12 protein-coding genes and 1 pseudogene are annotated in these 19,348 nt (G+C 45.1%); 11 read left to right on the forward strand and 2 right to left on the reverse strand.

Annotated features, from left to right (window positions below):
- Positions 1–5: 5 nt before the first annotated feature.
- Positions 6–1,130: an efflux RND transporter periplasmic adaptor subunit gene (locus tag HRQ85_RS15210; RefSeq protein ID WP_172379972.1), complete on the reverse strand. Its 1,125-nt coding sequence runs from the start codon at positions 1,128–1,130 to the stop codon at positions 6–8.
- Between the two features lie 306 nt (positions 1,131–1,436).
- Here HRQ85_RS15210 and HRQ85_RS15215 point away from each other — a divergent pair.
- Positions 1,437–2,640: pseudogene (locus tag HRQ85_RS15215) on the forward strand (IS3 family transposase).
- Positions 2,641–2,787: 147 nt separating this feature from the next.
- Here HRQ85_RS15215 and erpA read toward each other — a convergent pair.
- On the reverse strand, positions 2,788–3,129 hold the full coding sequence (gene erpA / locus HRQ85_RS15220; protein ID WP_004734539.1) for an iron-sulfur cluster insertion protein ErpA: 342 nt from the start codon (positions 3,127–3,129) through the stop codon (positions 2,788–2,790).
- A gap of 296 nt (positions 3,130–3,425) precedes the next feature.
- Here erpA and hemL point away from each other — a divergent pair, with 296 nt between their 5' ends.
- The 10 genes from hemL (at position 3,426) to HRQ85_RS15270 (ending at position 19,346) form a co-directional block, all read left to right on the forward strand.
- Complete coding sequence (gene hemL / locus HRQ85_RS15225) at positions 3,426–4,721, forward strand: glutamate-1-semialdehyde 2,1-aminomutase (RefSeq protein ID WP_010436060.1); 1,296 nt, start codon at positions 3,426–3,428, stop codon at positions 4,719–4,721.
- A 343-nt stretch (positions 4,722–5,064) separates the two neighbouring features.
- Entirely contained in the window at positions 5,065–6,150 is a 1,086-nt protein-coding gene (locus HRQ85_RS15230; RefSeq protein WP_004734536.1) for an AI-2E family transporter, read from the forward strand.
- 110 nt (positions 6,151–6,260) lie between these two features.
- Positions 6,261–7,283, forward strand: coding sequence for a 16S rRNA (guanine(1207)-N(2))-methyltransferase RsmC (rsmC, locus tag HRQ85_RS15235; RefSeq protein WP_172379973.1), 1,023 nt, complete (start codon positions 6,261–6,263; stop codon positions 7,281–7,283).
- Between the two features lie 216 nt (positions 7,284–7,499).
- Positions 7,500–10,889 (forward strand): response regulator, encoded by a 3,390-nt coding sequence (locus tag HRQ85_RS15240; protein WP_172379974.1) that lies wholly within the window; start codon positions 7,500–7,502, stop codon positions 10,887–10,889.
- 700 nt (positions 10,890–11,589) lie between these two features.
- Positions 11,590–13,272, forward strand: coding sequence for an ABC transporter substrate-binding protein (locus tag HRQ85_RS15245; RefSeq protein WP_102478392.1), 1,683 nt, complete (start codon positions 11,590–11,592; stop codon positions 13,270–13,272).
- Between the two features lie 169 nt (positions 13,273–13,441).
- Positions 13,442–14,428, forward strand: a complete 987-nt coding sequence (locus tag HRQ85_RS15250) for an ABC transporter permease (RefSeq protein WP_017633262.1) — start codon at positions 13,442–13,444, stop codon at positions 14,426–14,428.
- A 2-nt stretch (positions 14,429–14,430) separates the two neighbouring features.
- A complete protein-coding gene (locus HRQ85_RS15255; RefSeq protein ID WP_172379975.1) occupies positions 14,431–15,456 on the forward strand; it encodes an ABC transporter permease in 1,026 nt (341 codons plus the stop codon).
- 2 nt (positions 15,457–15,458) lie between these two features.
- Positions 15,459–16,442 (forward strand): ABC transporter ATP-binding protein, encoded by a 984-nt coding sequence (locus HRQ85_RS15260; protein WP_048605693.1) that lies wholly within the window; start codon positions 15,459–15,461, stop codon positions 16,440–16,442.
- A gap of 87 nt (positions 16,443–16,529) precedes the next feature.
- On the forward strand, positions 16,530–17,525 hold the full coding sequence (locus tag HRQ85_RS15265) for an ABC transporter ATP-binding protein (RefSeq protein ID WP_048605696.1): 996 nt from the start codon (positions 16,530–16,532) through the stop codon (positions 17,523–17,525).
- A 99-nt stretch (positions 17,526–17,624) separates the two neighbouring features.
- Positions 17,625–19,346 (forward strand): glycoside hydrolase family 9 protein, encoded by a 1,722-nt coding sequence (locus HRQ85_RS15270; RefSeq protein ID WP_172379976.1) that lies wholly within the window; start codon positions 17,625–17,627, stop codon positions 19,344–19,346.
- The last annotated feature ends 2 nt before the right edge of the window (positions 19,347–19,348 follow it).

Consider the following 19,348-nt stretch of genomic DNA (forward strand, 5'->3'; position numbering starts at 1 on the left):
ATCTCCTACTCAGCGGTTACATTTGAGAGTTCAGCACCTTGCTTAACAGCAATCACAGAATCACCATCACGCACAAAGCCTTGACCTACGGTGATGATGTCGACGCGTTGACCTAGCCCAGTGAGCCACACTCCATCTTGTTCTGCCTTTACTAGCTGAATGCCTACAAACTTCACGATTGGTGAATCATCGACTGAAACCAAGGTTTTGACCCCGAGGTTACCCGCCTCATCCAGTGCCAGCATCGCCGGTGTTATCTTGATTGCGTCTCTTGTTTCTAGGTTGAGTTTTACTTCAGCACTGACACCTGCAGGTAATAGGCCTTTGGAGTTATCGATTTCAATCTCGATTGGAAAAGTATTGGTAGAAGCAGAAGAGATTCGAGAAACATAACGTAGACGACCTTCTGCTTCTTCTCTCCCTAACAGGCGAACCAAAGCGGATTGATTGACTAACAAATGCTGGATATGACGTTCACTGATATCGGCTTCGATGACCAGAGGATCGAGGTCAATCACGCCCGCAACCGGATCACCAACCCCAACAAAGTCACCAAGCTCAACCATCAAGTCTTGAACCACACCCGAAAAAGGCGAAGTAATGACAGTATTCTTTAAAGCCAATTCCGCATTACGCATCATGGCTTTTGCTTCTGTTAATGAAGCCTCAGCTGTGGTGTAGGCGATTTCACCTTGCAGCCCTCTTTTCTTCAGTGACTGCGCCGCTTTGAACTCTTTCTGCTTCAAGCGATATAACGCAGATGCTCGTTCTAGTTGAATCTCTAAATCACCTTTATCTATCTGGGCAATGGCTTGTCCAGCTTTAACCATATCCCCCTTAACAACGTTCAATCTGACAATCTTGCCCGCGACTTCTGCACCTAGACGAGCATGCCGATCGGGCGCCGTTCTTCCATAGAGATCAATCGTTTTAAAGGTCGGTGATGAGGTGAATGTTTGAAAGGAAACCTTAGCAAACGGAATTTCTGTCGCCTTTTTTTCAGGTGACTCTTCTGCTTGCCCTACGCCTAAACCAAGCCAGATCGACAACAACACGACTAGAGTCAGAGAAACCAGCCACGGCTGCTTCAATTTCTGAAAAAGTGGTGAGTTAGAAAATAGAGTGGGCATAACAAATCCTTTTGTCCGATGTAATTCAGGCGCGCTAGTTGGCTTAATAGCGTGATGTGCAACTTCCTTATGCACAAAGGTAACCTTAACAGACCAATCCTCAACGAAGTTGGACGCTATCGACAGTTTAAAAAATATGCCGTGTACTAAAAATGACAAAATAGAAGGTTGGAATGGTTTTAAAAGCAATAACTTAATATGTCTTAGCAATTTTGAGGCTGCGTGAAAAACAAGAGCCTTGCTAAGAAAGGAGTGTACCGTCCTAAATATGGTTGACACATTTCCAACATGAAATTGGAGAGTGTCATGAAAACAACAAGTAGACGTACTCAACGAGATTATTCTCTTGCCTTTAAATTGGCAGTCGTAAGCCAAGTTGAAAAAGGCGAAATGACTTATAAGCAAGCTCAAGAACGTTATGGGATCCAAGGTCGCTCTACCGTTTTAGTTTGGCTTCGCAAACATGGTCAACTAGATTGGTCTAAAGGAATAGAACAAACGAGAGCGTTAGGAGCGACTATGTCAAACTCTCCCTCAACTCAAACCCCAGAGCAACGAATCAAAGAACTCGAGCAGCAATTAGAAGAAACTCAGCTCAAAGCTGAGTTCTTTGAAGCGGTTGTAAAAGTCATGGATCGAGATTTCGGAGTCCGAATCTCAAAGAAGCGCAAGGCCGATTTATTAAGGAAAAAACGGTCAGAAGATTGACCGTCACTAAAGCTTGCCACTTCATAGGTATTACACGACAAGCTTTCTACAAACGCTGTGTTGCAGAAATTCATCAGACAAAGAAAGATGAATCCGTACTCGGTTTTGTGGAGGAGCAAAGGATGATGCACCCTCGTATAGGGACTCGTAAGATCAAGTATTTACTTGCTCAGAACGATATTGAAATCGGGCGAGACCGCTTATTCTCTCTGCTGAGAATGAATCGATTATTAGTACAGAATCGAAGGGCTTATCATCGAACTACAAACAGTAATCATCGCTTTTACTGCCATCCAAATCGAATTAAGGAAGGCTTAATCCCGGAAAGACCAGAGCAATTATGGGTTGCCGATATTACTTATCTAGCAACGCGGCGTGGTAGTACTTATCTCAGTTTAGTGACGGACGCTTACTCAAGAAAAATCGTGGGCTATCACATAAGTGATGATATGAAAGCTCGCACGGTCAAGCAGGCCTTTTTAAACGCGTGAAAGGGCGGAAGAATACAGGTGAGCTTGTCCATCACTCAGATAGAGGTGTTCAGTACTGCTCTGTTGAATACCAAGAGTTGCATCGACAGTATGGTGTATCTTGCTCAATGACTGATGGCTATGACTGTTATCAGAATGCGTTGGCAGAGAGGATCAACGGAATACTGAAGATGGAGTATCTGTTGAATAAGCCTAATGATTTAGATGAAGCAAAGAAAATGGTCGCTGAATCAGTAAAAATCTATAATGAATATAGGCCTCACACAGCTCTAAAATACAAAACGCCCGATGAAGTACATCGAGCGTTTTAGTCAATCAAGTGTCAACCCATATCAGGACGGGTCAGAGCTTTGTTATGAAGAGAAATTTGGGGATATAAAAACAAAAACGCCGAACATAAGTTCGGCGTTTGAAATGTTTCTAATGCAGCTTTGAGCTCAAGCTATTTTCAACTCATGCTATACGCTGAATGATGCGCCACAACCACATGTTGTTGTCGCGTTCGGGTTGTTCACAAAGAAGCGTGCGCCTTCTAGGCCTTCTGTGTAATCAACCATGCCGCCCATTAAGTACTGTAGGCTCATAGGGTCAACAACCAGCGTTACACCGCTATTTACAATCGTAGTGTCGCCATCATTTACTTTTTCATCAAATGTGAAGCCGTATTGGAAACCACTACAACCACCACCTGTAATGTATACACGTAGTTTTAGTTCTGGGTTTTCTTCTTCAGCAATTAGCGTTTGTACGCGGGTAGCTGCTGCATCAGAAAAAGACAATGGGATATTTACTTCGCTCACGACAACCTCTCTTACCTGTGTCAAAAACAACATGATACAAATCTAATTCGAGACCAGTGTTGTTGAGTATTTTCTTATATTCGGGTGATTATCTAATACCTGACTGAAACGTTCAAGTATTCACCACCGGATCGGTCCTTTTACTGCTGTAAACTCGCCAATATCTAACAATTAAAACGTGTAACCACACAAAACAACCAGATTCGGGTGATTATCTGGGCGAAAGCATTCCTAGTTGGATTAGGGATAGGTACAATGCGTGCCAATTGGTCCGACAGTCAAAAGAGGATATATCAATGACCAAATCAGCAGAGCTGTACGAAAAAGCACAGCAAACTATTCCTGGTGGCGTAAACTCTCCAGTTCGTGCATTCAATGGCGTAGGTGGTTCTCCAATCTTCGTTGAACGCGCTGATGGCCCACTTATTTTTGATGCTGATGGTAAAGCGTATATCGATTACGTTGGCTCTTGGGGTCCAATGATCCTTGGTCATAACCACGCTGTTATCCGTGATGCTGTGATTGCAGCAGCTCAACGCGGCCTTAGCTTCGGTGCTCCAACCGAAACTGAAATCAAAATGGCTGAACTTGTATCTGAGATGGTTCCATCAATGGAACAGCTACGTATGGTGAGCTCAGGTACAGAAGCAACAATGAGCGCGATTCGTCTTGCTCGTGGCTTCACTGGTCGTGACAAAATTCTTAAGTTTGAAGGCTGTTACCACGGCCACGCAGACAGCCTACTGGTAAAAGCGGGTTCTGGCGCACTGACTTTAGGTCAACCAAGCTCTCCAGGCGTGCCGGCTGATTTTGCGAAACTAACGCTAACAGCAACCTTCAACAACCTAGATTCAGTACGTGAAATCTTCGCAGCAAACAAAGGCGAGATCGCTTGTATCATCGTTGAGCCAGTAGCGGGCAACATGAACTGTATCCCTCCAGTAGAAGGCTTCCACGAAGGTCTACGTGAAATCTGTGACCAAGAAGGTGCATTGCTAATCTTTGATGAAGTAATGACAGGTTTCCGCGTTGCTGAAGGTTGTGCTCAGGCTTACTACAACATCAAGCCAGACCTAACGTGTCTTGGTAAAGTGATCGGCGGCGGCATGCCTGTGGGTGCTTTCGGTGGTCGTAAAGACGTGATGCAATACATCGCACCAACTGGCCCTGTTTACCAAGCGGGTACGCTTTCAGGTAACCCTGTTGCAATGGCTGCTGGCTACGCATGTTTGAACCTTCTACGAGAAGAAGGCAACGAAAAGCGTCTAGCTTCAAAAACTAAGCAGTTGGCAAAAGGCTTCAAGCAACTTGCTGACAAGCACGGCATCCCGATGCTAGTTCATCAAGTTGGCGGTATGTTTGGTTTCTTCTTCACAGATCAAGAAACTGTGACGTGCTACGAAGATGTAACTAAGTGTGATGTAGAACGCTTCAAGCGCTTCTTCCACCTAATGTTAGATCACGGTGTTTACCTTGCACCTTCAGCATTCGAAGCAAGCTTTACTTCTCTTGCTCATGGTTCAAAAGAACTTGATGCAACACTAGAAGCTGCTGACCGCTCTCTTGCGATCATTGCTGCTGAAAGCAAATAATCGAAAGCACTTTATAAGTCGCTAACCGATTGAATTTAGGGCTGCATTAAATGCAGCCCTTTTTTATATATCGCGCTCACCAGCCACAAATATGACAGCTTATTTAGCCGTCGACTAAGGCTAAAGCTGAACCCAAAGCGATTAACGTTCCCAGAAAAGGAAAACCAACAACATCAAGGTACCAAGGAACATTCTGAACCAAGGGATCTCTTTTTTTGTTTGCTGTTCTTCGTATTGGCATTTCTTATCTTTATTACAGCATCCCATTATCAAAACTCCTCATTGCTAACTCTCTGTTTTGCAGCCATTATAAACTCAGAACGCAAATATAGAGACCATTACCGTGTCAGAAAAACTCAAAATCAATACCAGCCACTGGGTGATCATCATCGCCCTACTCGCGGCAGCTTATGCTTGTTACCTGCTTATCGAGCCGTACGTTAACTCTATCGTGATGGCCTTTATAATTTCACTATTGATGTTCCCAATCCATGAGTGGCTTGAAAAAAAGCTCCCGAATAAAGAAAACATCGTCTCTCTGTTGTCTTGTGTGATTCTGACTTTCATTATTGTTATCCCTTTATTGGCAGTATTCGCAGCAATTGTTCAGCAAGGTTCTCTGTTCTCTCAGAACACTTACCAATGGGTGACCCACGGTGGCATTCAAACTCTGTTTGCTCACCCGTTAGTGGTCAAAGCGCTGTCATTTGTGAATAACTACCTGCCTTTCGACAACATTGAGCCCCAAGCCATCGCACAAAAAGTCGGTGAGTTTGCGACAAGCTTTGGTTCTAAGCTAGTTGGTATCAGTGCGAAAATCTTAGGTGATGCGACCAATTTCTTGATGGATTTCTTCTTGATGCTGTTCGTTTTGTTCTTCTTATTAAGAGATCACGACAAAATCATCAGTGTGGTTCGTCATATTCTGCCGCTGTCTCGTAGCCAAGAAGACAAACTTCTAACAGAGATAGAGCAAGTATCTAAATCAGCAGTAATGGGCTCATTCTTAACCGCCATCGCGCAAGGTTTTGCTGGCGGTTTAGGTATGTGGATTGCCGGTTTCCCAGGTCTATTCTGGGGCACTATGATGGGCTTTGCCTCTTTCATCCCAGTTGTGGGAACCGCATTAATCTGGATCCCAGCTGCAACTTACTTGTTCCTAACGGGTGATACCACGTGGGCAATTTTCCTAACGGTTTACTGTGTGGCGATCGTTGGTTCAATTGACAACCTTCTGCGTCCGCTGCTAATGCAAGGCAGCGCAGGCATGAATACCCTAATGATCTTCTTCTCACTATTGGGCGGTATTCAACTGTTTGGCTTGATTGGTCTTATCTACGGCCCACTGATTTTTGCGATTACCATTGTTCTATTTAACATCTACGATGAAGAGTTTAAGGACTTTTTAAACCAGCAAGACAAGAGTTAAACCGCTCTTCAATCACTTACTTGCCCAACGAGTATTAAACACTTCAAGCTTTGGGCGGATTATGCGAAAATCCGCCCTCATTTTTTGCTAACGATTCAATAGAGTGTCCTATGTCAGCTTATATTGCCCCAAGCCAGATTGCTGAGCGCCAACTTGCCTACTTTGAAGGCAAACATGTTTTAGTTGCCGGTGAGGCTGAAGACTTATTCCCTGTTGAGTTAGCGAAGCATTGTGAATCTGTCTCTGTGTTTACTTCTAATTACAGCTACTACCGTCAATTAGAAGGCTACAACACCATCCAACGTTTTTACGGTGCGGAGTTTACCGAAGAGACCAAAGCCGACTTAGTGATGCTGTACTGGCCAAAAGCCAAAGCGGAAGCGGAATTTTTGTTGGCGATGCTATTTGCCAAGCTAGGCAAAGATACCGAGATCGTCGTGGTTGGTGAAAACCGTTCAGGCGTGAAAAGCATCGAGAAGATGTTTGCTCCTTACGGCAAAGTTGTTAAATACGATTCAGCGCGTCGTTGCTCTTTCTACTGGGGTCAATGCTTCGAGCAGCCACAAGCATTTAACCTACAAGACTGGTTTAAGACCTACACGGTTAACATTGATGAACAACCTCTGACGGTAAAAAGCCTTCCTGGCGTCTTCAGTCACGGTCAATTCGATGTCGGTAGCCAACTTCTGTTGGACACTCTGCCAAAACTAAAAGGCAAGGTACTGGATTTTGGTTGTGGTGCAGGCGTCTTAGGCGCGGTAATGGCATCTCGTAACCCTGATATCGAGCTAGAAATGTGCGACATCAGTGCGTTTGCCGTGGCATCAAGCCAAGCAACACTAGAAGCGAATGGTTTATCGGGTAAAGTCTTCGCTTCAGATGTCTATTCTGATACTGCAGAAGACTACCAGTTCATCATCAGTAACCCACCATTCCATTCAGGTTTAGACACTAGCTACAGCGCGACTGAGACCTTGCTTGCTCAGGCTCCTAAGCATTTGAAGCGTTCTGGTGAGATGATTATTGTTGCGAACAGTTTCTTAAAATACATTCCAATTATTGAACAAGCGTTTGGAAAATGCGCGACTCTAAATAAGACCACTAAATTCGCGATCTATCACGCAAACAAATAACCTCTCTAGCACAGCGCAGGGTCATTATCTGCGCTGTTTGTTCATATTTTTGTCAAAACTCTATAAAAATGAGCTTTTGCACACGCTTTAAATACCACTTACTTGTCAAAGTAAAAAAACTCGTTAATTTCGTTAAATTGGAACCCGTTAATTCTATTCTCTGTACTTGTTTTCGCCCCTTTTAGCAGTACATCAAAGGAAAGTAGTACCCAATTTATGTTTAGATTCTATCGTAAGCAGAAGTTTAAGCGCCTTCAAAATACCCTAATGCTGGCATTTCTTGTCCTCAGTATTACTCCAGTGACACTCATCGCGATATTTTTCCTCCAATCGCACAGTCAGGATCTCCAGGAACAAAGCACCTCACACCTTGTTTCGGTTCGTGATACTAAACAGCAGCAAATTGTCGATTACCTACAAGCTCAAGAATCCCAAGTGATGGGCTTTGTTCGCTCAGAATTGGCCAATGCCAGTGGCGGGCGATTTTATGGTTTGATCAATGCATTCCAACGATTGGGGTTAGATATTGACGAGGCTCGCGGTAATGCGCAGCAGCGCTACATTCAGGGGTCTGGCGATCAAATCAAAACGTCGATTCTTCCAGAGTCCAGCAGCTTTATTGGCAGCGAACGTTATCGCTTACTGCACAAGCGCTACCATAATGCTTACCTAGAACTGCTTAAACGCTCTGATTTTGAGGATATTCTCTTAGTTGATATCAACGGTAACGTCGCTTATTCCGTCTTTAAAAATGACGATTACGGCACCAACTTGCTGACAGGGAAATACAAGGATTCCAACCTAGGTATTACCTTTCAACGACTAGCCAAAGACGTAACCGACCGACGTAAATCTAACGAAGATTACACGCCGGTTATCGTGTCTGATTTTAAAGACGAAAACGGCAAGCAGACCGCATGGCTAGGCGCACCTATCGTTCAACAAGGCTACCTGCACAGCTACGCGATGTTTAGGCTGCCAATCAACGGCATTACTAAGCTGATTGCGGATCTCAACAAGAGTTCGAATATTCAAACGCTGCTTGTAGGTGATGATCACCTGCCGCGTAGCCTTGCCCATTCACAAGAATCTATCAACTTGAGCCTAGACGTTGTTGATAAAGCATTGGCTGGCGAAACGGCGGTTGGCACCTTCGACAACACCCTAGATCAAGCGATTATCGCAGCATATACACCAATTGAGCTGAAATACGCAACATGGGCTCTTGTCGTAGAGCTGCCAGAAAAAGAGGCGTTTGCTCGTATTCATCAGTTAGAAAAGATCTTCGTGATCGTGATGCTAACGGCGATCATTCTCGTCGTTGTTGCATCGCACTATCTGTCTAACTTCATCACCTCCCCACTACTTAAACTGACCTGGGCTGCCGAGAAAGTATCGGCGGGTGATCTAGATGAAACCATGATCAATACCGAGCGCAAAGATGAGATAGGCCGACTCGCGGTGAGCTTCGAAAGAATGCAGCGCTCGATTCGTGAAAAAATGCAGCTCATCAAAAGTCAAAATGATGAGCTTGAGGACAACCTTAAGACCATTCAAAAGCAAAACGAAGAGTTGCAACTGGCCAACAAACTTAAAGATGAGTTCTTAGCGACCACTTCACACGAATTGAGAACACCACTGCATGGCATGGTGGGTATCGCTGAAGCCTTGATATCTGGAGCGAACGGCCCTATTCCTGCCAATCAGAAGTATCAGTTGGATATCATCATCAATAGTGGTCAGAGATTGGCGACCTTGGTTGATGATCTGCTTGATTATCACAAGATGCGCTATGGCAGCTTAGACATAAAGAAATCAGCCGTTGATTTATCTGCAGCCACCAGCTTGGTCCTAGAGTTGTCTCATCACCTATTGGGCAATAAGCCAATCCGTATTATTAACCAAGTCCCAAGTGATTTAGGGCTGGTTTCATCGGATCCTCAACGACTTGAGCAAGTGATGTATAACTTGGTCGGCAATGCCATCAAGTACACCTCAGAAGGTAAGATTGTTATCTCTGCCAGCGTTATCGATGACAACATTCGTGTACAAGTTGTCGATACTGGCCAAGGTATTCCGGCCGAGTATCTTGAACACATCTTTGAGCCATTGATTCAAGCAGGCCAAGATGCGAGTAACTACCGCCAAGGTGCAGGGCTTGGATTATCGATCAGTCGTCAGCTCATCGAGTTAATGGGCGGTTCACTGTACGTAAGTAGCCAACCAATGCTTGGCACTACGTTTAGCTTTACCCTGCCCCTAGCGACTCAAGATGAGCTGGACAGTTACAACGAATCTGGTCACTACTCGCACTTCCAAGCGCCGGATTTAATTGATAACAGCCAACAAGAAAATAGTGTTATCAGTGAGAATCCAGATGGCCCATTATTGGTTATCGCCGATGATGAGCCGGTGAACCTACGAGTATTAGACAGCTTCTTGAAATTAGAAGGTTATCGAGTACGTACTGCATGTGATGGCCCTGAAACCATTGAACTGATTGAAAAAGAGAAGCCAGAGCTGCTTCTACTCGACATCATGATGCCAGGAATGAGCGGCTATCAGGTTTGTGAAGCACTGCGTAAACAATATGACCATGCTCAGTTGCCAATCATCATGCTAACAGCCCTCAACCAAGCAGAAGACCGTGTTCGAGGTTTCGAAGCGGGTGCCAATGACTACTTGTCTAAACCGTTCAACAAACAAGAATTAGCGGCTCGAATAACAGCGCATCTATCAGCAAGTAAAGCAGAACAGAGACGCCTTGAAAACGACCAGCTGCAACTCGAGCTCAAACATAGAGCGATGGTTGAAGCTAACTTGCTAGAAACTCAAGGCCGCTTATTAGAGCAACTAGAATCGGCACCTGAAGCCATCATCTGTATTCGTGATGACCAACGTATTCGCTTTGCTAACGAAGCGGCGGCGAAGCTATTCAGACGCGGACAAGAACAACTTAAACGCTCAATGGCTGACGAAATCATTGCGCCTAAATACCTTAAGGTGGAACAAGCCCACTACTGCGGTGACATTGATATCTATATAGATGACACACGTCAGCGCATACCAAGTGACATCCTTAAGCTGCCTGAAGGCTCAGGGCTCGACACCATGTATATCTTTAATGTAGGTGGTGGTGTTAACTCCAACCGAATCAATAACCTTGAAACGGCGGTTGAGGCTCTTTCTAGTTATGCCTTTGAAGGCGACAAAGATAAGTTACAACAGCTGAAAGAGCTTGGCGGAGAATTTACTCGTCTTGCTGACAAGGCAACCGGTGAAGGTAAAAACAAACAAGAGTTGATGCGTGAAGTACTGGTCGATGCGATGACGAATGCCATCATCTACTGGGAATCGGTGACTGGGGAAACCAAGTTTGCTTTCGCCGAGAAGAGTGGCTTGTGGCGCGTCTACTTAGACCGCAGTACGCTGCAAACTCGAACGCTAGACAAATACCTACGCGTAGAAACCCTACCGAAAACCCCTCGCTGGCGAACGGTACTGAGCTCAATCGAATTCATACTGGAACACTGTAAAGAACAGACGCCAGAAAGAACCCATATTGAGATGCTAAGAGATAAACTTCAGAAACTACTGACCAGTTAATCCCTGAACCAACATCACCTTATTAGCCCACCTAGCGTGGGCTTTTTTGTACGCCTAATAATCACAAAAAGTAGAATCCCAACGCTTGCAACGCACTTTTTTCACGTCTTTAAACAAGGAGGAATTCACGCCAATTACGCACAGTGCGTGCTGGTAACCGTCAGTACTTTTCGTTCTATTCTCAATCATATCTGACCGTTATCTGACTCTTTGTTGCAGTTTGAGAAGCGAGTCACAACAGAACGGCAGATTTAATTTTCTAGGGAAATTTAACGTAAAACTGGCAAGTGACCGAGATCTACAATTATACCAACGTAGGGTAAAGCATTATAATAAAAAGCCTTTAAAGTTAGTGACTACTTACAACTAGCAATAACCACAAAACCAAATGCGAGTCACATCACCTTAACAATTGCGCACAAAAAACCACCAAAGCAACCTATTTTGACGTTAATGACGTGAGGTTGTGTGTTTTTAACGTTTTTGACGGGAAACGAGTTTGATTAATTCATCGATAAGGTGTTTTCTTACTCCTGCCAAAGGCCTACAGGCCACTCTTACCACTTCTCAGAATCAACGATGAATCTGGAGCAACGAAGAAGAGGTAGGCCTTTAACCAGAGTGTGTATCTACTAAACAATTTAGCGACAGATAACATTCAATCCATTAGTGAAATGAAAGCAAATAGTAAGGAACAGCTATGCTTGCCAATATAAAAAAAACAGCAATAGCAACAGCAATTATTGCAACTGCTACAACAGGTTTTGCATCAGTAGCAACCGCTGCAGAGCGCAGTGAACTGACCGTACACCCGAAAGAGTACACTACATTCGTACGTAACTTTAACCCGTACCTTGGTGCTACTAACCTACATACTACAACTGACTTCATGTACGAGCCGCTAGTAGTATTTAACGAAATGCACGGTAACACTCCAGTGTTCCGTCTAGCTGAAAACTTCAAGATGTCAGATGATCTGATGAGCGTTGTTTTCGACATTCGTAAGGGTGTTAAATGGTCTGACGGAGAAACTTTCTCTGCTGATGATGTTGTTTTTTCTTTCAACCTTGTAAAAGAGAAGCCAGAGCTTGATCAATCTGGTATCAACTCTTGGGTAACTTCTGTAGAAAAACTGAACGACAACCAAGTTAAGTTCACACTAACAGAAGCAAACTCAAACGTACCTTACGAGATTGCTAAAGTACCTGTAGTACCTAAGCACATCTGGAAAGACGTTAAAGATCCATCAACGTTTACCAATGAGAACCCGGTAGGTTCTGGTCCATTTACAGAAATCGATACGTTTACAGCGCAACTTTACATCCAGTGTGCAAACCCGAACTACTGGGATGCAGACAACCTAGATGTTGACTGTCTACGTGTTCCACAAATTGCGAACAACGACCAATTCCTAGGTAAAGTTGTAAACAGTGAAATGGACTGGACGTCTTCTTTCGTTCCAGATATCGACCGTACATACGCAGCAGCTAGCCCTAAACACCACTACTGGTACCCGCCAGCAGGTACACAGGCATTCATCGTTAACTTCAAGCACCCTGATGCTGCGAAGCATGAAGCATTGAGCAACGTTGACTTCCGTCGTGCTTTCTCTATGGCTCTTGACCGTCAAACTATCATCGACATCGCATTCTACGGCGGCGGTACTGTGAACGATTTCGCATCGGGTCTTGGCTACGCGTTTGAAGCTTGGTCTGATGAAAAAACTCACGACAAGTACAAAGGCTTCAACACTTACAACGCTGAAGGCGCGAAGAAGCTTCTTGCTGACGCTGGCTTCAAAGATGTAAACAAAGATGGTTTTGTTGACACTCCATCAGGCAAGTCTTTCGAACTAATGATTCAATCGCCAAACGGTTGGACTGACTTCAACAACACAGTTCAACTAGCGGTAGAACAGCTGAACGAAATCGGTATTAAAGCGAAAGCTCGTACACCTGACTTCTCTGTTTACAACCAAGCAATGCTTGAAGGTACATACGACGTAGCATACACAAACTACTTCCACGGTGCGGATCCATACACGTACTGGAACAGTGCTTACAACTCATCACTACAATCTGGTGATGGTATGCCTCGTTTCGCAATGCACTTCTACAAAAACGAAAAGCTAGATGGTCTTCTAAACAGCTTCTACAAAACAGCTGATAAGAACGAGCAGCTAGACATTGCACACGGTATCCAGCAAATCATCGCTGCAGACCAAGTGACAATCCCTGTGATGTCTGGTGCTTACATGTACCAATACAACACAACTCGCTTCACTGGTTGGTGGAACGAAGAAAATCCAAAAGGCCGTCCAAACATTTGGGCTGGTATTCCAGAGCGTCTACTTCATGTACTGGACCTAAAACCAGTTAAATAAGTAATCGTTCAATCCTTGCGGCGTAACCTCTTACGCCGCTTATAAAAATCCCCACACTCTCAATTGAAAGTATGGCGCTAGTCGTCAGGGGATTTTTCGTTCCAAATTTCGCTAGGAGCGACCTGAATCCAGAAACAGGGAAACAATCTGGGTGAGTAAGGTGTGAGTTATGGGTTATTTTTTAAGACGTTTGTCATTTTATTTTGTCGCGCTATTAGTTGCTGCGACGTTAAACTTTATTATTCCAAGAGCAATGCCTGGTGACCCAGTTACCATGATGTTTGCGAACGCTTCTGTACAAGTTACTCCAGAGCGTATTGCTGCAATGAAAGAACTATTAGGCTTCGTTGATGGTGGTCTACTGGTTCAATACGTAGCGTATATGAAGAACATTCTTAGCTGGGAACTAGGTACATCAATTCAATTCTACCCACTTTCTGTAAACACACTGTTGGGTGGAGCATTCGGTTGGTCGCTTTTCTTAGCCGGCACCGCAGTTATTCTTTCTTTCTCGATTGGTTCAATCCTAGGTATTTTCGCAGCGTGGAAACGCGGCAGTAAGTACGATGCCTTCGTAACTCCAGGGATGCTGATTCTACAAGCCGTTCCTCAAGTTGTTATCGCAATGATTGCACTATTTACCTTTGCAATTGGCTTGAAGTGGTTCCCAACAGGTTATGCCTACACCGCAGGTACTATGCCTGACTGGACAAGCTGGGCATTCATTAAAGATGTTGCTTACCACGCCTTCTTACCACTGTTCTGTGCTTCTGTTGTTCAAATTGGTGGCTTCCTAGTAAACATGCGTAACAACATGATCAACCTACTAGCCGAAGACTACATCACCATGGCGAAAGGCAAAGGCCTGAGCGAAAACCGAGTGGTATTCAACTACGCAGCTCGTAACGCGATGCTACCTAGTGTGACAGCCCTTTCAATGTCGCTAGGTATGGCAATCGGTGGTCAGTTAATTATCGAAATCATCTTTAACTACCCAGGTCTGGGCAGCGTACTTTTCAACGCAATTAACGCTCGTGACTACCAAGTACTGCAAGGTCAGCTGCTTATCATGACGCTATTCATGCTGTTCTTTAACCTAGTTGCAGACATGCTTTACGTTGTTCTTGACCCTCGTCTTCGTAAGGGTGGTAAATAATCATGAAAGACTTTCTAAAACTCATTTGGCGTAACCCGATGGCCCTAACAGGCGTCATCATCCTAAGTATCTTTATTCTTGGCGCGATTGCAGCTCCATTGATCACAAAACATGTACCAGACAAACGTACAGGTAACCCACACGAATACCCTGGTTTCGTAGTGAAGTCTGCACAAACTAACCCTGATGGCTGGGTTGCTCAAAACTTAGCAGACGACCGTCGTACACTGATCATGTCTAAAAAGGCAGACCACGTACTAGGTACAACTCGTATGGGTCGTGACGTTTGGTCTCAAGTGGTATACGGCGCACGCGTATCTCTTGCTGTAGGTTTTGGTGCGGGTCTAACCGTATGTTTACTCGCAACGGTTATTGGTGTTTCTGCAGGTTACTTCGGTGGCCGTGTCGATGACATTCTAACAGCCGCAATGAACATCATGCTGGTAATCCCTCAATACCCATTACTGTTCGTAGTAGCAGCCTTTATCGGTGAGGCAGGGCCACTCACCATAACCTTGGTTATCGGCTTTATGTCCTGGGCTTGGGGCGCCCGTGTTGTTCGCTCCCAGACCTTAGCACTGCGTGAAAAAGAGTTTGTAAAAGCCGCTGAAGTTTTGGGTGAATCTTCATTCCGTATCATCTTCGTAGAGATTCTGCCAAACCTTATCTCTATCGTTGGCGCAAGCTTCATCGGTTCGGTGATGTACGCAATCATGATGGAAGCAACCATCTCGTTCCTAGGTCTTGGTGACCCGAACACAATCAGCTGGGGCATCATGCTTTACAACGTTCAAACCTCTTCATCAATGCTGATTGGCGCTTGGTGGGAACTGTTGGCTCCTTGTATCGCATTGACACTACTTGTAACTGGCCTTGCTCTACTTAACTTCGCTGTCGATGAAATTGCTAACCCGCAACTGCGTTCTCACAAAGGCATGAAGCGTTGGAAGAAACTAGCAGCTCAAGACAAAGAAGAACGTGAACCAGAACTACCACCACAAAATGCACTTTGGAGCGGAGATAAATAATCATGTCTGAACCACTAATTTCTATCCGCAACTTATGCGTGGATTACATCACAGAGTCAGGCGATGTTCGTGCGTGTAACAACGTAAGTTTTGACATCGCTCCAGGTGAAGTATTCGGCCTAGCTGGTGAATCTGGCTGTGGTAAATCAACGGTCGCTTTCTCCCTTATGCGTCTTCATAAGCCGCCCGCTTACATCAGTGGTGGTGAGGTTATCTTCAACGGTGAGAACATCCTTGAATACAGTGACGACCGTATGCAGTCGTTCCGTTGGAGCGAGATGTCGATGGTATTCCAGAGCGCGATGAACGCACTCAACCCAGTACTACCGATGGAAGAGCAGTTCTGTGACGTAATTATGCGTCACACCAACATGACTCGTGAGCAAGCTAAACAACGTGCTGAAGGTCTACTTGAAATCGTCGATATTCACCCGAGCCGATTGAGTGATTACCCTCACCAATTCTCTGGTGGCATGCGTCAGCGCTTGGTTATCGCTATCGCGTTAGCACTGAATCCAAAGCTGATCATCATGGATGAGCCGACAACCGCACTTGATGTAGTTGTGCAACGTGAAATCCTACAAAAGATCTATGCACTGAAAGAAGAGTTTGGCTTCTCGATTCTGTTCATCACCCATGACTTGTCATTGATGGTCGAGTTCTCTGACCGCATCGGCATCATGTACTCAGGTGAGCTAATCGAAGTGGCTAACTCTCAAGATATTCTAGAAAACCCTTACCACCCTTACACCAAAGGGCTGGGAAGTTCTTTCCCTCCACTGACAGGGCCAAAGACAAAACTAGCAGGTATTCCGGGCAACCCTCTGAACCTGTTAGAGATCCCTGAAGGGTGTCGTTTCCAAGCTCGTTGTGACCGTGTACATGAAACGTGTACCAAGGTGCCAACCAAGTTGCGTTCTATCGACCCGGGACATTTGTCTAACTGCCACCTGTACGGTGACCCAATAGTACAAAGGAAGCTATAGCTTGCACGCTGACTCAGCGTGAATAACGAACAAGGCGGCTCGACCGCCTAAAAACAAGCAAAGCGAATAAGGATTCTGGAGACAATTATGAGCAAAGATTTCGGTCAATTATTGGTAGAAGGCAAGAATGTCGTAAAAGACTTCCCAATAAGCAGTACCACCATTCAAACCCCAATGATGCGTGCGATTAACGACGTGTCATTCAAGATGTACAAAAGCCGTGGCCTAGCAGTGGTTGGTGAGTCTGGTTCAGGCAAATCAACAACCGCAAAAATGATCGCAAAAATGTACGCGCCTTCGGGCGGCACGATCGAATACAAAGGTCGTGATATTCAAGAGATCTCAAGCAGAAAAGATCTGATGCACTACCGTGAAGGCGTGCAAATGGTATGGCAAGACCCGTTTGGTTCATTAAACCCAACGCACAATATCTTCCACCACATTGCTCGACCACTGTTGATCCACAAGAAAGTATCTCCGGGCAACAAGAGAGAACTAGAAGAACGTGTTTACGATCTTTTAGAGCAAGTTGGTCTCATTCCGCCAAAAGAGACGGCGAAGAAATACCCTCACCAACTGTCTGGTGGTCAGCGTCAACGTGTCAACCTAGCGCGCAACATCGCGGTAGGTGCAGAAGTTGTACTAGCCGATGAACCAACATCAATGCTTGATGTATCGATTCGTGCCGGTGTTTTGAACCTGATGGAAGAGATGAAGTTTGAGAAGCAAATGTCTCTGCTTTACATCACTCACGATATCGCAACTGCTCGTTATATCGCTGAAGACCTTTCGGTGATGTACGTGGGACACATGGTGGAATGGGGCGATACCGATGACGTTATTGCTAACCCTCAACACCCTTACACTCAGCTATTGGTTTCGGCCGTTCCAGATCCTAAGAAATCGATCCACGAGCAACTTGCTGGCAACAAAGGTGAGATTCCTCTTTGGACACCAGTATCAGCAGGCTGCCCATTTGCAGGTCGTTGTACTCATGCAATGGATAAGTGTAAAGAGCAGCTACCAGGGGTTACGCAGCTCGCTGATAACCACTTTGTGCGCTGTTACCTACACGAAAGCTAAGCAATAAAACCCAAGTTAGGGTCTGCGGACCCTAACTATTTATATCCAAAAAAATTCAAGTACCTAGCCAATAGAAACTAGGACTGTCGGAGAATATTGATGCTGTTATTGACCAACCATATTGGCTATGAGTCCACAGGCCCCAAGCAAGCTATCCTACAAACTAAGAAAGCTCGCCTATCTAGCACAACGGCTCTGCTCGTCTGTGCAGACAACCATATGACTGTCGGAAGTTTTGATGTGGTTAAACAAGGCCGCGTAGCAAATTGGCATCAAGGGCAATTCTTCACTATCGATTTCAGTTCAGCCACTGAATCTGGTCGCTACTATCTGCGCTTTGACAATCTGCGCTCTGAAGTGTTTGAGATTGGTAGCAACCTATTAATGAACCACACGTTTTCTGATGTGCTTCATTACTTTAAGTCACAACGCTGTGGCGGTATTTTCGACAAAAAAGATCGACAAGCACAAATTCTAGGTACCGACCGATACGTCGATGTCCACGGTGGATGGTATGACGCATCTGGTGATGTCAGTAAGTATTTTAGCCACCTGTCTTATGGTAACTACCTAAACCCACAACAAATTCCAATGGTCGTTTGGAACATGCTAAAAAGCGTACGCTTGACTTGCCATAATCCAGACTTCCCGAAATTCTCCATGACTCGTCTAACGGAAGAGGCTCTGTTCGGTGCCGACTTCTTAGTGCGTATGCAAGACGCTGACGGATACTTCTATATGACGGTATTCGACAAATGGAGTAAAGATATCAACCAACGCGATATCTGCGCTTATGCGACTCAAGAAGGTCATAAATCAACGGACTTACAAGCGGGCTACCGACAAGGTGCAGGTGTTGCTATCGCAGCACTAGCCGCAGCTTCTGAGCTTGAAATCTCTGGCAGCTACTCGAGCCACACATACCTTGAAACGGCTGTTAAGGGTTACTGGCACCTAAAAGAGTACAACCTACAGTATCTAAACGATGGTGAAGAGAACATCATCGATGAGTATTGCGCCCTACTCGCAGCCAATGAGCTGTATCGCGTAACTCAAGATCAGCAATACTTAACAGAAGCCCGAACTTGGGCGACTCGTTTAATCTCTCGCCAACATTCAGATGATTCATTTGAGCACTTCTGGTCTGCGAACTCTGATGGCACTCGACCATACTTTCATGCAGCAGAAGCCGGCCTTCCGGTGATTGCACTATGTGAATACATCGACAACGAAACCAATGCTGAACTAAAAGAACAGGCTCGCACAGTTGTTGAACAAGCTTGTCAGTTCGAAATCAACATCACCGACAAAGTCACCAACCCATTCGGCTACCCAAGACAGTACGTTAAATCTGTCGATGGTGATAAACGTGATGCCTTCTTCGTAGCTCAACAGAACGAAACCGGTTACTGGTGGCAAGGCGAGAACGCACGCCTTGGTTCACTCGCCACCATGGCTTACCTAGTTCAACCACATATTAAAGATAGCGAACTTCAAGAACGCTTAATCCAGCTTTCACAAAATAGCCTTGATTGGATCTTGGGCCTCAACCCATACCACATGTGCATGCTCGATGGTCATGGCCATAACAACCCAGACTACCTGCCTCAGCTTGGTTTCTTCAATGCGAAAGGCGGTATCTGTAATGGCATCACGGCTGGTTTTGAAGATGAACAAGACATTGCGTTCAACCCTCCAGCACAAAAAGATGACATGCTTCAAAACTGGCGCTGGGGCGAACAATGGATCCCTCATGGTGCGTGGTTCCTATTAGCCACCGCTGCACAGTTCAACTTCTTAGCTCAGCGTAAGGAGCAATAATC

Origin of the sequence: Vibrio sp. Vb339 (genome assembly GCF_902751245.1) — a bacterium.
GTDB lineage: Bacteria > Pseudomonadota > Gammaproteobacteria > Enterobacterales > Vibrionaceae > Vibrio > Vibrio coralliirubri.

Bases quoted from the DNA above. Each gene is read 5' to 3' on its own strand.
- HRQ85_RS15210 (WP_172379972.1), bottom strand. From the start codon at position 1,130: ATGCCCACTCTATTTTCTAACTCACCACTTTTTCAGAAATTGAAGCAG.
- hemL (WP_010436060.1), top strand. From the start codon at position 3,426: ATGACCAAATCAGCAGAGCTGTACGAAAAAGCACAGCAAACTATTCCT.
- rsmC (WP_172379973.1), top strand. From the start codon at position 6,261: ATGTCAGCTTATATTGCCCCAAGCCAGATTGCTGAGCGCCAACTTGCC.
- HRQ85_RS15240 (WP_172379974.1), top strand. From the start codon at position 7,500: ATGTTTAGATTCTATCGTAAGCAGAAGTTTAAGCGCCTTCAAAATACC.
- HRQ85_RS15245 (WP_102478392.1), top strand. From the start codon at position 11,590: ATGCTTGCCAATATAAAAAAAACAGCAATAGCAACAGCAATTATTGCA.
- HRQ85_RS15250 (WP_017633262.1), top strand. From the start codon at position 13,442: ATGGGTTATTTTTTAAGACGTTTGTCATTTTATTTTGTCGCGCTATTA.
- HRQ85_RS15255 (WP_172379975.1), top strand. From the start codon at position 14,431: ATGAAAGACTTTCTAAAACTCATTTGGCGTAACCCGATGGCCCTAACA.
- HRQ85_RS15260 (WP_048605693.1), top strand. From the start codon at position 15,459: ATGTCTGAACCACTAATTTCTATCCGCAACTTATGCGTGGATTACATC.
- HRQ85_RS15265 (WP_048605696.1), top strand. From the start codon at position 16,530: ATGAGCAAAGATTTCGGTCAATTATTGGTAGAAGGCAAGAATGTCGTA.
- HRQ85_RS15270 (WP_172379976.1), top strand. From the start codon at position 17,625: ATGCTGTTATTGACCAACCATATTGGCTATGAGTCCACAGGCCCCAAG.